This is a genomic window from Parafrankia sp. Ea1.12, from assembly GCF_900465275.1.
GTDB classification, from domain to species: domain Bacteria; phylum Actinomycetota; class Actinomycetes; order Frankiales; family Frankiaceae; genus Parafrankia; species Parafrankia soli.
In genome coordinates this window covers 1-13,200 of record NZ_UBIZ01000454.1, presented here as the reverse complement: position 1 = coordinate 13,200, position 13,200 = coordinate 1, and the positions used below count along the sequence as shown (strand labels likewise).

Here is a 13,200-nt window from a genome sequence, read left to right as displayed (position 1 = left end):
CTTCGTCTACTGGGCCATGATCCGCACGATGGCCCACCGGCTCGCCCGCGGTACCCCTGTCCCACGCTGGACCCCCAGGAAGGCCACGGAGAGTTAATAGCCATCAAGATTCAGGACAGGTACTGAGACTCAAGCCAAGTGATATTCCGTGAGACAACCAACGAACCCGCCGGTCAAACAAGATCGACATGTCACGCGCGCTGAGACCCTACAGGTGATGGCCGCGTTCCGCAGCGCCGCCGAGGCGGTGACTCAGGCGCCGCTTGCCGATATCGGGTGCTGGGCATCGACGAGACCCGGCGGGGCAGGGCCCGCTGGGAGAAGGACCCGGAGACAGGAAAGTGGTCTCCGGCAGCGGATCGCTGGCACACCGGATTTATCGACGCCGCAGGTCACGGTGGGCTGCTCGGCCAGATCGAAGGACGGGCCACCGGTGATGTGCTGGCCTGGCTGGCCGGCACCCCGCTCGCCTGGCGCCAGGCCATCCGGTTCGTGGCCATCGACATGTCACCGTCCTACCGGGCCGCCGTGCGCACCGGCCTGCCGCACGCCACCGTCGTAGTTGATCACTTCCATGTCGTTCAGCTCGCCAACAAGACGCTCAATCTGGTGCGCCGCCGTCTCACCCGAAGCGTCCGCGGCCGGCGTGGCCGGACCACGGAGTGGAAGGCCCGGCGCAAGCTGCTGCGCAACCGGGAGGATCTGACCGACGCTGAGTTCGAGCGGATGTGGAACCCGCTGATGGACCAGGGCCCGATCGGCCAGGCGCTGCTGGTGGCCCGAGATCGAAGCCTTCCTGAACACCGGCATCAGCAACGCCAAAAGCGAAGGGATCAACCGCGTGATCAAGTTCGTCGGCCGCGCCGCCTATGGCTTCCGCAACCCGACCAACCAGCGCCTCCGAGCACGCTGCGTCACCACCCGCCGAGCCCGCGGACACCTCCGCACCGCATAACTTCGAAGACCCTCTAAAACGCGGCGTGGTCTGGGTGGAGTCGATCGCCCGTCGTCCCTGACACAAGCTCGGACCGGCCCGGCGTCGATCCGTCGGCGAGCTGCTCGAGCAACTCGGCTGCCCGGGTCTCGCGTCCTGCCTGCGCGATCTCGGCCTGCATCCGACGCGCGGCGGTGGCGTACCGGGAGTCGGCGAGAACCTTCGCGACAGCTCCACGGATCACGTCCGGCTCCGGGGTCTGAGTGCGCAGGTTCACCCCGACGCCGGACGCGGCCACCCGGGCGTTGACCTCGATCTTGTCCTCGGTCCTGCCCGCGCCGACGATCGGGACACCGTGCGAGAGCGCGAGCTGCACGCCGCCGTAGCCGCCGTTGGTGACGAACACCTCGACCCGCGGTAGTAGCTGGTCGAACGGGATGAACCGCTCCACCCGCGCGTTGGCCGGCAGCGGCCCGAGCTCTGCCGGGTCGCTGCCCCCGGTGACCGCGACGACGAGGACGTCCTCGTCCGCGAGCCCGGCCAGCGCCGGTCGGATCAGCTGATCGGCGTCGGTGGCGACGGTCCCCTGGTTGACGAGCACGACCCGCCGTCCGGACAGCTCGTGCCACCAGGACGGCGGCTCCCACCCGGGGTCGACCGGCGGGCGCGGCGGCCCGACGAAGGCGACCTGGCCGGGCAGGTCCGAGACGTCGTACTCGAAGCTGGGCGGACTGAACTGCAGATAGAGCTGAGTGGCCAGCGGGTAGGAGAAAATCGTCCCGGCCGTCGCGGGAAGGCCGAGCATCCGCCGGGTCCGGTTGATTTCGGCGGTGACCGGCCGATACACCACCTGGCGGGTGAAGCCGGCCAGCGCCTTGTTGCGCAGCCGGCCCAGTGGGCCGGTGGCCGGCGCCAGACCCATGCCGAAGGGCGCGAGATCCCTGCTGGGGAAAGGCAGGACGCTGATGCCGAAACCGGCCACCGGCGGTCCGCCCAGTTCCTGCAGGAGTACCCCGCCGATGAATGCGGTGTCGGTGACGACGGCGTCAGCCGGCTCCTCCTGCAACAGTGCCATCAGGTCCCGCACCTGGTTCGGCACGGGCTTGGAGAACCCCTGAACCAGGTCGAACTGCAGCTTTTTCAGCCCGGACAGCTCCCGACGCCGCGGATAGTGCTCCTCCAACCCGACGAGGCTGTAGTCGAAGTCGGGATCTGTGATCGGGTGGAATTTCGCACCAACGGCGGTGATCTTTTCCGCGAAAGCGACGCCGGTGTACCAGCGCACGGTGTGGCCGCGTTCGATCAGGGCGCGGGCGATGGGCAGCGCGGGCACGGTGTGGCCGACGGCCGGGACTGTGGCGAACAGGAATCGGGCCACGACGGATTCTCCTCAGACAGGTCGATGTCTGTGCGACAGTCTGCGTGCGAGCTGCCACATCGGGCGCCAGTCAAGCATTCTGTTCGAGCGATGCTCGGACTTTGTCGGTGGCATGACAGCGTACGGTGACTGATCAACTCCGTGCGCCCACCGGAGGCCTCAACCCACATGCCGCCACGCCGACGCGCCCGTGCTCACACCTGACCACAGACCCGATCTCGGGGCGGACGAGCTCAGCCGGCCCCGCAGCGCGCGCCTACTTCAGTCGGCCGTCCTCGATCAGTGTGCGCAGGCCCCGGCGGTCCGGCTTGCCGCTCGGCAGGGCCGGCACCTCGTCGTCCGCGGCGACGATCCACCGGGTCGGAACCTTGTAGCTCGACAGGAGCGTGCGGGTGCGTGAGGTCAGACCGTCCACGTCGACGTCCGTGCCGGTCGTGCCGGCCGGAACGATGACCGCGCACACCTCCTCGCCGCGGGTCGGATGCTCGACACCGGTCACGACACAGTGCGCGACCTCGGGGAACTCCTCGATGACGGCCTCGACCTCGCGCGGTGCCACGTTCGAACCGGCGACCTTGACGAGCTCGCTGTCCCGGCCGACGTAGAACAGCCGCGGGTCGCCCGTCCTGCGGTAGACGCGGTCGCTGGTGTGGTACCAGCCGTCCGCGTCGAAGACCTCCGCGCGCTCGCGCTTGTTGTAGCCGGCCATCGAGCCGATGCCACGGATGAGCAGCTCACCGACGGTCCCGTCCGGGACGCGCTCGCCGGCGGCGTCGACGATCGCGGTCTCGGTGAACGCGAAGCTGCCGCCGGACTCGGTCAGGCTGCGGTGGATCGGATGGCCGTCCGGGACGCCCGCCATCGCGAGGTCCACCGGCCCCTCCCGCAGCGCGGGGGCGCTGCGCAGGTCCCGGCTGGGGAAGGACGGGTGCAGCCGCAGCTGCTGGGTGAACGCGGGCCATCCGACGACGCCGTTCGCCCGTTCCCGTTCGGCGAGGTCGAGGGCCGGCCCGGCTTCCAGCCGCGCCAGCACCAGGACCGCGACGGGTGCGTGCAGAGCTCCGGTCGCGGCCAGGATCCCGCCGATCCAGAAGAACGGCATGGCGCACAGGATGCGTGGCCCGTGGTCGACGCCGGTGAGCCCGCGGATCGCCGCCGGCCAGGTGGAGGTCTGGCGCACCAGCGTGCCGTGGGTGTGCAGCACGCCCTTCGGGTCGGCGGTGGAACCGGAGGTGTGAACCATGATCGCCAGGTCGGCCGGGGTGACCTCGGCCTGCACCGCGGCGAGCAGCTCGGCCCGCACCAGCGGCGGGTCCCGCGGATCCCATCGGGTGGCCCAGCCCCGGTCCGTCCGCCCGGTCAGCACGATCCGCCGCAGGTACGGCGCGCCCGCCAGCTCGAGCTGGCCGGCCGGCTGCCCGGCCAGCTCGGGGAACGCCGTCTCGAACCGCTGCGCGACGTCGATCCGCAGCACGGTCGTCGGTGCCACCAGGAGTTGCACATCGGCCAGCCGCACGACCTTGGCGATCTCCGCCGGCGGGTACAGGGTGCTGAGCGGAACGGCCACGGCCCCGATCCGGCTCACGGCCAGCCACCAGACGGCCCACTCGACGCCGCTGGGGAAGAACAGGCCCACCCGGGTGCCCTTACCGACGCCCTCGTGCAACAGCCACCGGGCCACCCGGGCGGACTGTTCCTCCGCCTCGGCGTAGGTCAGCCGGTCGGTGAGGGAGACGATGTAGTCGGCGGAGCCGAACTCCCGAGCGCAGCGCCCCAACAGGTCAGGGATGGTCGGTCGGATCTCGTCGCCGGTCGACGTCATCGCCCTCGCTCCGTCCTTCAGCCGGTGGCGGCGCCAGGCGCGGCCCCGACGCGACGCCGGCCCCGACGCGACGACGGGGCCTACGCACATGGCGGGGGCCTACGCGATGGCGGGGCCGCACCGCCTGACGGCCGTCGCCTGACCCTCGCACGGGCCCGCCACCACCCATGCTCCCAGAACGGGCGAGCCACTCGCCGGCCCGCCCGTCGGTCAGGGCAGCAACGCCTCGGCGAACCGGTGGAGCCAGCGGTCGAAGAACTCGGCTTCGCCGCTGAGACGCAGGACGACCTGGTCGGCGCCGGCGGTGTGGTACTCACGGATGCGGGTGACGATCGTGTCGAGATTCCCCCAGGCGGTCACCGCGTCGACGAATCTGGCGTCGAGGTCGGCGATCTCGGAGTCCGTGAATCCCATGCGGAGGAAGTTGCGGTGGTAACCCGGCACCGTGCGCAGGAACCGCAGCCCTTCAGCGGCCGCGGCCCGTGCGGTGGCCGGATCGCTCTCGGGCACGACCGTCAGCAGCACAGCCAGTGCCGAGCCCGGGCCGAGCGTCGCCCGCGCCTCCTCGACATATTCAGGGGTCACCAGGTACGGGTAGGCGCCGGCCGCGCGGTCCCGGGCGAGGGCGAGGACCGCCGGGCCGAGTGCGGCGAGCACGCGCGAGGCCGCGGGCACGACAGGGGCTTCGGTGTCGAGGTCGTCCAGGTAGGAGTTGAGCGTTCGCAGGGGCTTGGGGCCATGCGCGCCGCCGAGGCCGACGACGAACCTGCCCGGTGCGGCCTTCTCGAGGTCCGTGTAGCTTTGCGCCACCTCGCGGGCCGGTACGACGTCCACCGAAAGGATGCCGCTGGCCACCTGGATGTGCTCCGTCGCACGCACGACCCGGTCGATGGCAGGCAGGTTGTTTCCCTGGCCACCGGCCAGCCAGACGGTCGAGTAGCCCGCGGCCTCCGCTTTCCGCGCGAGATCGATCTGGGCGTCGGGATGGTCCGCCGCGAGCCCGGAAGCCGCGATACCGATCGGTCCAAGAGTCACCATGACTGGCACAATCGCACGGCAGGCCTTCCGTGTTCCGCACGGTCGCCTCGCCCGGACGGCGGCACCGCGGCGGGGCCGGCGGCGTGCGATGACCTGCGCGTCGAGTGCTTCCGCGCGCTGCGTGCGGCTCGCGGATCAGATCGGCGATCGCTTCCGTCGGTTTCGTCCCGTACGGAGACCGGGCGCCTTACGCTCGGCGATGGCGATGGCGATGGCGATGGCGATGGCGATCGGCGGCGGCGGCGAGGAGGAGGCACCTTGACCACACCGGACCGGGTGCGCGTGGGCAGGGGCAGCTGGCCGAAGGACGGTTACGGGGGCACCGTCGACGCCGCTGGAACCGGTTTCGGCCCCTACTACGGGATCGGTGCCGGCGAGCGAGCTCCCGAGGGCAGCAGCCAGGACGACATCGCGGCCGTGCGGGCCGCGGTGAAAGCGATCCAGCGGGCGCTGAACTGGCACAACGGCCCGGGCACGCCGATCCCGACTGACGGCCGGTTCACCGAGCGGACGAGGGCTGCGGTGATCGCCTTCCAGCAACACCGACAGCCGGTCATCAACCAGGACATGTACCTCGCCGCCACCGAGCGGAACCCGCCGGGCCTGGTCCACAAGGAGACCTCGTACGCGCTGTTCATGCCGATCGCCGACCGGTACGCAACCAAGTACACCGTTCCGCGGGGACTGCTGCGGGGCGTGACGGCGCTTGAGAGCAACTGGGATCCCGGGGCCGTCGGCTACTGGACCAACTCCGATTTCGGGCTCTGCCAGTGGAACACCACACTGCCGGACGTGACGAAGGACCGGGCGCTCGATCCGTACTGGGCCCTTGATTCGACCGCCAGGGCGATGCGTGAGCGGTACGACTCCGACCGGTGGGGCCACAACTGGACGTATGTGATCGTCGCCCACAACGTTCCCACCTGGGCTGCCGAGTGGGCGCAGGGCAAGCTCACGGCGACGAACCCCGAGGACAAGCCGAAGCTCGACCGCATGACCGGCTACCTGACCAACGTGCTCGCCCGGACCTGGTGACGGCACACGACTCAGCCGGAGGGGGACGGGCGGGCCTTCTGCGGGCTCGTCCTCGGCACCGGCACCCCGGCCCTCGGCTTGACCTTCGAGTCGGGTCGAAGGTTTACCGTCCGGCTCATGGCCACCTATCGCATCTCGCAGCTGGCGGACCGCTGCGGCGTTCCGGCGAGCACGTTGCGGTTCTACGAGACCGCGGGCCTGCTGCCCGCCGAGCGCGCTCCGTCGGGTTACCGCGTCTACGGCGAGGAGGCGGTGCAGCGGCTGGCGTTCATCTCGTCCGCGAAGCTCCTCGGCCTGGCACTGGAGGAGATCGGTGATCTCCTGACGGTCTGGGAGCGGGGGGTGTGCGCGGCGGTCCGGGAACGGATGCTGCCGCTCGTCGCCGCCCGTATCGCTGACGCCGACCGGCGGGCCGCCGAACTGGCCGCGTTCTCGGCGCGTCTGGCAGCGTTCCACACCGAGCTCGCCGAGCCGGCACCGGCGGGTGGCTGCGGCCCGGACTGCGGCTGCCTGACCACCACCCCGGCGCAATCCAGCACCCCGGCGAAGTCCGGTCCGGTGCCGCTCACGCTCACCCCGGGGCGACCTGAGATCGCCACCGACGATCCGGCATCGCAGTCGATACCGGTGGCCTGCACTTTGAGCGGCGGCGAACAGGCCGAACGGGCCGCCCGATGGCGCCGGCTGCTCCAGGAGGCAGACAGCCGGGAGGAGATCGTTGACGGCCTGCGGCTGACGTTTCCACCCGGCCCCGACCTCGCCGCGCGGGTCGCCGCACTCGCCGCGGCCGAGCAGGACTGCTGCGCCTTCTTCGCCTTCACTCTCCAGCTCACCGCCACCGGTCTGGTGCTGACCGTCCATGCCCCCGAGACCGCCACCGCCCTGCTGACCGACCTGTTCGGAGTGTCCGCATGAACCCCTCCGCTTCTGCGACCCGTCCGCGCCGTTGGTCGACGATCGGGGCCACCGCGGCGGCGTTCGCCGCCTGCGCGGTGTGCTGCATCGGGCCGTTGCTCGCCGTGCTCGGCGCCGTCGGCGCCGTGGCGACCGTCGCCGCCGTCTGGGTTCCCGCGCTGGCCGTGGCGGCGGTCGCGGCGCTGCTCGGCGCCGTCGTGGTCCGCCGTCGCCGCCGCACCGCCTGTCAGGCAGTCACCGGACCGGTCGACCTGGGCCTGCCCACCCCCCGCAATCACCAGAACCCGGCGACACCTACCCGGCGCTGAACCGCACGACCCCGACGGGAGACGGCGGGGCGCCGGTGACCTGCGACGATGACAGGAACATACTCGGCCAGCGATCAAGGAGTCTGACGCTGACGCAGAAACCGGTCGGCCTGGTCGCCCGGATGGAACACCATCAGGTCGCGGTCTATCTCACTGCCATGACCGCCGGTGCCGTGCTCGGCCTTACGGCACCCGGCCTCGGACCGGGTCTGGAACACGCGATCAACCCGCTGCTCGGGGCGCTTCTCTACGTGACGTTCCTCCAGGTCCCCGCCGCCGAACTGGCCCGCTCCCTGCGCGACGGCCGGTTCCTCGCCGCCGCGCTGGTCGTGAACTTCGCAGTCGTGCCGCTTGTGGTCGCCGCGATGTTTCCGTTCCTGCCGGACGATCAGGCCGTCCGCCTCGGGGTGCTGCTGGTTCTGCTCTGCCCCTGCATCGACTGGGTCATCGTGTTCACCGGCCTTGCCGGAGGCAGCAGCCGGCGTCTGCTCGCCGCGACCCCGCTGCTCCTGCTCGCGCAGATGCTGGTCCTCCCTGTCCTGCTGTTCGCCTTCCTCGGCTCGGACCTGGCCGACATCGTCGACGCCGGGCCCTTCCTCCAAGCGTTCCTCACCCTGATCGTCGTTCCGCTGGCCCTGGCCTGGGTCACCCAGGGCTGGGCAGCCCGCAGACCAGCCGGGCAGCACGTGTCGGAGACGGCCAGCGCGGCGATGGTCCCGCTGATGGCCGCCGTGCTCATCGCCGTCGTCGCCTCCCAGATCCCGAAACTCGACGGCAGGCTCGGCGACGTCGCCGCCGTCGTCCCGTTCTACCTGGCATTCCTCGCCGTCATGGCGTTCACCGGGAAGGCGCTGGCCCGTCTGTTCCGCCTCGACGTCCCCTCGGGACGGGCGGTGCTGTTCACCGGTGCCACCCGTAACTCCCTCGTCGTCCTCCCGCTCGCCCTCGCTCTGCCCGACCAGTTCGCCGTCGTACCGGTCGTCGTGGTCACCCAGACCCTCGTCGAAGTCCTCGGCATGGTCGCCTACGTCCGCCTCGTGCCACGACTACTCCCCGCACCCCACCCCGCCTGATCTTCGGTGGTATTCACGCCTGTCCCTGGCACATTGGTCACGCCCCAACTGCTGGTCACTGTGCGCCCCCGAAACGGCGTGCCGATAATCGTGCGCCGGCCCGGACGGTGCCCCGGGTGTTACCGCGTGGCGCTGCCGGTGGACGCCATGGAGGGAGCCAGCTGGGGGTCGGTGATGCCGTGCGGGCAGGTAAGCCGGTCGATATCCCATCCGGCTCGGGTTGCTCCGGCGCGGTAGGCACTCTCGTAGAAGTCGAGGACTGTGCCCCGGCGGTCGGGGCTGTCCTGAATGGCGCCCAGGGGTAGTACCGCGAGGTGGCTGCTGCCGCGTGGCGTCCAGAGAGCGGCATCTGGTCGTAGCCGCCCGTCGGTGATTCCGGCGGGTTCGGGGGCGGTGTAGGAATAGAAGGCCGGTTCGGGCATGGAGGCGTCGCCGAACCAGAATCCGAAACTGATGACCTCACGTGAGTACGCTTCGCGCGTCACCGGGTCGACGTCGGTAGGCTGGTCGATCCGGCGGTCACTGAAGCGGGTATGGGACAGGTCGAACGTATGCCAGAAATGGTGCACCGGGCTGACCTTGCCGGAGAAGCCGCCGGCGAACTCCTCCAGGATCAGGTTGACCTGACTGAGCAACTGCCAGTAGCGCGTCACCTGTGCCGGGTCGTACGCGGCGTGTTCCGTGTCGTCCTGGAACGGCCGGGCGGAGTCGGGAAGGTCGAAGGGATGCGGATGGTCGATGTGCACCGTGATGCCGAGCGCTCCGAGCGCCTCGAGCGTCTGATGGTAGAAGGATGCGACCGATCGCCCCGCGAGCGGGAACGACACCGTCTCGCCGTCCAGCCTGTGTACGACGAGGTCGTGTCCGACGAAGTCGAAGTCGATCGTGAAAATCGGGTTACCGTCGACGAGGCCCATCGGACGGGACGTGATACCGCGGCCGGTGAGGTGGAACGGGACGTTCCACCAGTGGTTCCGACGTGGGCTGGCGCTCAACCGGATCTTTCCTACGACCTGCACGTACCGGTGCAGCGTCTCTTTGGTGCCTGCCCATGACGACAGCGGCATCGGGGCCAGCAGTTCGATCATGGCGCTCCTTCGACGGCGAACCCTCGGACCGCACCAGCATGGGCACCTACCGCTCGGCGCGCATCCCGGCGGCCAGGTGCGGCCGGTTTCGGTCGGCCGTGGCCTGTTCGCCGGCGTCCACCGGCGACGTTGTCGCCGTCGAGATCAGGCAGGACACCGCGTGCGGGAAGTGCGTCGCATCGCGTATCCCTATAGGGGTGAATGCGCTGAGACAGCGGGCGAGCGGTGCCGCCTTATCCGGCGGACCAGGGAGGTAAGGGGGACGCGGGTAGCCTCCCGGAAACCGTGGTGCCGTTTCCAGGCGCCGAGCGGATGCTCAGGGCGCCCCCCCGCCGCGCCCACCCGGTCCGCCATCCCGAGCAGGCCCGTGCCACCGCCTTCCGGGGCGGCCGGATCGAAGCCGGGACCATCATCACTGACCGTGAAGCTGAGGACCCCGTCGGCCAGCCCGATGTCGACGCACACGGCGGCACCCGGCGCATGTTTGGCTGCGTTCTGCATCGCCTCCAGACAGGCGAAGTACGCGGCAGCCTCGGTCTGACGGGGCGGCCGCTGGCCGTTCAGGGACTCCGTTCCCGTCACCCGGACCGTCCCGGGCGCGGTTCTGGCCCGGGCCCGTGGGAGTAGGCTTAGCCGAATGCTCGCCGCCGACGATGGGCAGACACTGCGTATGCGCGATCCAGGAGTGGTTCCCGACAGTGCGGAAGTCGCGCGGCGGCTAACAGCCGAGGCGCTCGTGGCCGAGCTGTTCAGCCGGTTCGACGCCCGCGACGTGGACGCCGCGCTGGCGCTGTACACCGAGGACGCGACGGTGTTCCAGGCCCACGGGAGGGACGCAGTCCGGTCCGTGATGGAGCGCGGTATGTCGCCGTTGCGTGGCCGACACCTGATCACGAACCTGCGGGCCTGGTCGCTCGATGCCGATCGCACAGCGGTCGAGTACACGGCGGCGGCGTTCACGCTTGAGGGCGACGGGCCGTTCACCGCGCGGTCCGTGTTCGACCACCGCCAGCTCCAGCGGCGCGAGCCGGACGGTGTGTGGCGCATCGCCGAGCACGAGATCCACGGTTACACCCCGCCGGCCTAGGCGTACCGGATTGCCCCCGGCCGGCTCCGTCTCGTCCCGTATGGTCAGCCGCGGCCGCGCAAGACGCGTCTTGCCGCGGCGCTGGTTCGCCACCACCCTGCGAGCGACACCCAGCAGCCAGGGCAACGAGGGTCGGGCACCTCGGAGAAGCGCCGCCACGCGGTCATGAACGTCTCGGCGACAACACCGTTGGCCGTGTGCTCAGGCACCTCCCGCAGGGCATACCGCCGCTCCTTACCGGCCGCCACAGCGGCGGAGCGGCGAACCTGCCTCGTCTTGTCAGCCGAGGCAGTATCCCACCGGTGCGCCGGGTCGGCCGAGATGTGCAGTTCAGGGCCGGTGATGACCTCGTAGCCATCCATCCGGGCCGACTGCTACCCCATGCGTTCGATGGGGGTCGGACCGTCTCGGAGTTGGTCCATGTGCGATCGACTCTTGTCAGTCGGCGCACGTTCTGATGCGCTATGTATCGTGGCTCGTCGGCGATCACTGTGGTCGGAGTTCCTGCGCGCGCAGGAACGGCAGCGTCAGGACCTCGTCCGGGAACGGTGGCAGATCGAGGCTTGGGCTCGCCGCGCAGAGCAGGTAATGGAACGTGCACAGCGCTCCGCGCAACGGCAGGCCAGGGCGGATGCCCGTGAACAGGAGCGGCTGCGGCTCATCGAGGATCCAGAACTCAAACATCTGCTGGAACAGCATCTTGGCCTGCAGGTTCGGATCGGCCTCGACCGGCAGCCGCCACCCCGCAAGGAGCCGCCGGCGCGTTAGCAGTGCACGGTCCTGTCTGGTCAAAGGCGAGGTGATATCGCGTATGCCCCCCGACCGCCTTCCCCTGATCGATGATCCCGACCGACGTGGTCCTCGGCCGCATGCGTCGACGCCGTCCGCTGTGGAGCCTTTCCGGTCCGCGGCCGCGGATATCCGTGGAGCAGACCCTCCGGTTCCGCCGGTCTTCGCCGCGCACGGGTTCGATTTCGCCTCACTCCCGTTGCGTGACGCCTGTTGGCGGATGCTCGACTCCGAGATCCGCTCCCGTGTGGAGGAACGTGCCGGCCGAATCCAGGCATGGTGGGCGATCACCCAGACGGACGGGCGGGTCAAGGCGGTCGCTTTCGGAAGCCTGGGCCTCTGCGTCGCCGAACCCACGACCCGTCCGAACGGCACGCGCAGCTACTCCGTCAGCACCTACGTCATCGATCCGGCGACGGTCCGCAGGAAGAACATCGATCATCGTCCCGGCGCCCGCGCTTCCGGCACCCCACCGCCGGCGGCATCGTCGACGTCGACGGCCGACGGGCATCTGCCGTACGGGGCTCCGCCGAGCACGAGCCTGAGTAGCCGCGAGCGTGAGGTGCTGGGCAACCTACCGCCCCTCGTCCAGCAGCTTCTACAGGAGCCCTTCGTCCGCGGAGAGCAGATCCTGCGCGCCGACTGGCACTACGAGGGCACCGCCACGACCATGGACGCTGTCACGTTCATCCTCGCTGGCCCACGGACCGTGACGGTTGCGGCGGGCCGCATGCACATCCCGCCGGGGCACAGCCTCGCGACGGCTCACTGGTCCCTCGCCTGCTACCGCGCCGACGTGGTCCGCAGGATCGGGCGTTGACCCGGCTGGCCCGCATGCTCCGGGCGCTGCACGGCCAGAACGCCTACGAGATGCTGAATATCTCAGCGTCGGTATCGGACGCGGAGATCAAGGAGGCTTACCGGGCCCTCGCACGGGCCCGTCACCCGGACCGGACCGGCGGGACCGACGTGGCGGAGATGGCTCTGATCAACGTGGCGTACGAGGTGTTACGTGATCTGCGGACGGACTACGACCGCCATCTCGCCGCGTCGCGGACCGGGCGGCACGGAACATCCGAACGAGGGCACACTGCGGCCGAGGACAGGCGGGCCGACACCGGCGACGCGGACCGGACGCGTGGCGGCCACCCTGCCGGCGGGCTCTGGGACGTCCCGTCCGCCCGGCCGAAGACTTTGAGGAGACCGCCGCGCAGGCGCGCGGTACCGGACCGGAGCAGGAACCGAGCCTGTGGGATGAACGGCAAGGGCATGAGCGACAGGACCCATGGCAGCTGTGGCGAACAACCGCTGGGACGGGCCCTGGCGGCTGGACGCCTGGGTTTCGTCCCCACAGCGGCTATGGCCCTGGCTATCCGGTCCATGGCTATCCGCAAGCGGGCTACGGGGCTCCCCACCGCGTGTGGTGGGGTTATGGATGGCCAGGCCCCACGATGATTCCACCGGTGCACTCGTTTCTCTGGCTGGCGATCATCGTCACGCTGATCTTCCCGCCGTGCGGCATCGTTGCGATCAACAGGTCGGCGACGGTCGAGCCGCGACGTATTCAGGGGGATCTCGCTGGCGCCCGGCAGGCCGCCCGTTCCTCTCTGAGGTGAGGATTTCCGGTGTGGGCTGGGTCGGCTGCGGGCGTGGCTGACCGCGCCGGGTGGTCGGGCCTGGCGTGACGGGGTGGCTGTTTGGTTGTGGCTATTCCTCCCGGGTAGTCAGGCAGC

Annotated in this window: 15 protein-coding genes and 1 pseudogene; 10 read left to right on the top strand and 6 right to left on the bottom strand. The window is 70.0% G+C overall.

What is annotated here, in order from left to right; all coding sequences use genetic code 11:
- Positions 1-276 precede the first annotated feature (276 nt).
- Both FMEAI12_RS40225 and FMEAI12_RS40220 read left to right on the top strand, forming a co-directional pair.
- Positions 277-675: pseudogene (locus FMEAI12_RS40225) on the top strand (transposase); the annotation flags it as partial.
- A gap of 109 nt (positions 676-784) precedes the next feature.
- Entirely contained in the window at positions 785-955 is a 171-nt protein-coding gene (locus tag FMEAI12_RS40220; protein WP_368672034.1) for a transposase, read from the top strand.
- Positions 956-968: 13 nt separating this feature from the next.
- Here the strand turns inward: FMEAI12_RS40220 and FMEAI12_RS26670 are convergent, their stop codons facing one another.
- The 3 genes from FMEAI12_RS26670 to FMEAI12_RS26660 all read right to left on the bottom strand — a co-directional run bounded on the left by FMEAI12_RS26670 (position 969) and on the right by FMEAI12_RS26660 (position 5,172).
- Complete coding sequence (locus tag FMEAI12_RS26670) at positions 969-2,312, bottom strand: glycosyltransferase (protein WP_112108251.1); 1,344 nt, start codon at positions 2,310-2,312, stop codon at positions 969-971.
- Between the two features lie 256 nt (positions 2,313-2,568).
- On the bottom strand, positions 2,569-4,134 hold the full coding sequence (locus FMEAI12_RS26665) for a class I adenylate-forming enzyme family protein (protein ID WP_071062114.1): 1,566 nt from the start codon (positions 4,132-4,134) through the stop codon (positions 2,569-2,571).
- Between the two features lie 210 nt (positions 4,135-4,344).
- Positions 4,345-5,172 carry a TIGR03620 family F420-dependent LLM class oxidoreductase gene (locus FMEAI12_RS26660; protein ID WP_112108250.1) on the bottom strand — a complete coding sequence of 276 codons (828 nt, stop codon included), beginning with the start codon at positions 5,170-5,172 and terminating at the stop codon, positions 4,345-4,347.
- Positions 5,173-5,430: 258 nt separating this feature from the next.
- Here FMEAI12_RS26660 and FMEAI12_RS26655 point away from each other — a divergent pair, with 258 nt between their 5' ends.
- The 4 genes from FMEAI12_RS26655 to FMEAI12_RS26640 all read left to right on the top strand — a co-directional run bounded on the left by FMEAI12_RS26655 (position 5,431) and on the right by FMEAI12_RS26640 (position 8,503).
- Positions 5,431-6,207: a peptidoglycan-binding protein gene (locus FMEAI12_RS26655; protein WP_112108249.1), complete on the top strand. Its 777-nt coding sequence runs from the start codon at positions 5,431-5,433 to the stop codon at positions 6,205-6,207.
- A 117-nt stretch (positions 6,208-6,324) separates the two neighbouring features.
- Positions 6,325-7,122, top strand: coding sequence for a MerR family transcriptional regulator (locus FMEAI12_RS26650; RefSeq protein ID WP_112108248.1), 798 nt, complete (start codon positions 6,325-6,327; stop codon positions 7,120-7,122).
- Entirely contained in the window at positions 7,119-7,430 is a 312-nt protein-coding gene (locus tag FMEAI12_RS26645; RefSeq protein ID WP_200835426.1) for a hypothetical protein, read from the top strand. Before FMEAI12_RS26650 ends, FMEAI12_RS26645 begins: the two co-directional genes overlap by 4 nt.
- A gap of 89 nt (positions 7,431-7,519) precedes the next feature.
- Positions 7,520-8,503, top strand: a complete 984-nt coding sequence (locus FMEAI12_RS26640) for an arsenic resistance protein (protein WP_112108253.1) — start codon at positions 7,520-7,522, stop codon at positions 8,501-8,503.
- 119 nt (positions 8,504-8,622) lie between these two features.
- Here the strand turns inward: FMEAI12_RS26640 and FMEAI12_RS26635 are convergent, their stop codons facing one another.
- A complete protein-coding gene (locus tag FMEAI12_RS26635; protein WP_112108247.1) occupies positions 8,623-9,591 on the bottom strand; it encodes a DUF5996 family protein in 969 nt (322 codons plus the stop codon).
- A 189-nt stretch (positions 9,592-9,780) separates the two neighbouring features.
- Complete coding sequence (locus FMEAI12_RS40215) at positions 9,781-10,173, bottom strand: sensor histidine kinase (protein WP_112108246.1); 393 nt, start codon at positions 10,171-10,173, stop codon at positions 9,781-9,783.
- Between the two features lie 88 nt (positions 10,174-10,261).
- Between FMEAI12_RS40215 and FMEAI12_RS26625 the strand changes: the two genes are divergently transcribed.
- Positions 10,262-10,678 (top strand): nuclear transport factor 2 family protein, encoded by a 417-nt coding sequence (locus FMEAI12_RS26625; RefSeq protein WP_160144330.1) that lies wholly within the window; start codon positions 10,262-10,264, stop codon positions 10,676-10,678.
- Positions 10,679-11,164: 486 nt separating this feature from the next.
- Here FMEAI12_RS26625 and FMEAI12_RS26615 read toward each other — a convergent pair whose 3' ends face one another.
- Positions 11,165-11,470, bottom strand: a complete 306-nt coding sequence (locus tag FMEAI12_RS26615) for a hypothetical protein (RefSeq protein WP_112108244.1) — start codon at positions 11,468-11,470, stop codon at positions 11,165-11,167.
- A 217-nt stretch (positions 11,471-11,687) separates the two neighbouring features.
- On the opposite strand from FMEAI12_RS26615, the gene FMEAI12_RS26610 reads away from it, so the two are divergent.
- The 3 genes from FMEAI12_RS26610 to FMEAI12_RS40205 are packed head-to-tail and all read left to right on the top strand — an operon-like array spanning position 11,688 to position 13,083.
- Entirely contained in the window at positions 11,688-12,287 is a 600-nt protein-coding gene (locus tag FMEAI12_RS26610; protein ID WP_112108243.1) for a hypothetical protein, read from the top strand.
- A 14-nt stretch (positions 12,288-12,301) separates the two neighbouring features.
- Positions 12,302-12,922 (top strand): J domain-containing protein, encoded by a 621-nt coding sequence (locus FMEAI12_RS40210; RefSeq protein WP_112108242.1) that lies wholly within the window; start codon positions 12,302-12,304, stop codon positions 12,920-12,922.
- Positions 12,919-13,083: a CD225/dispanin family protein gene (locus FMEAI12_RS40205; RefSeq protein WP_112108241.1), complete on the top strand. Its 165-nt coding sequence runs from the start codon at positions 12,919-12,921 to the stop codon at positions 13,081-13,083. The genes FMEAI12_RS40210 and FMEAI12_RS40205 overlap by 4 nt, the downstream gene beginning before the upstream one ends.
- Positions 13,084-13,200 lie beyond the last annotated feature (117 nt).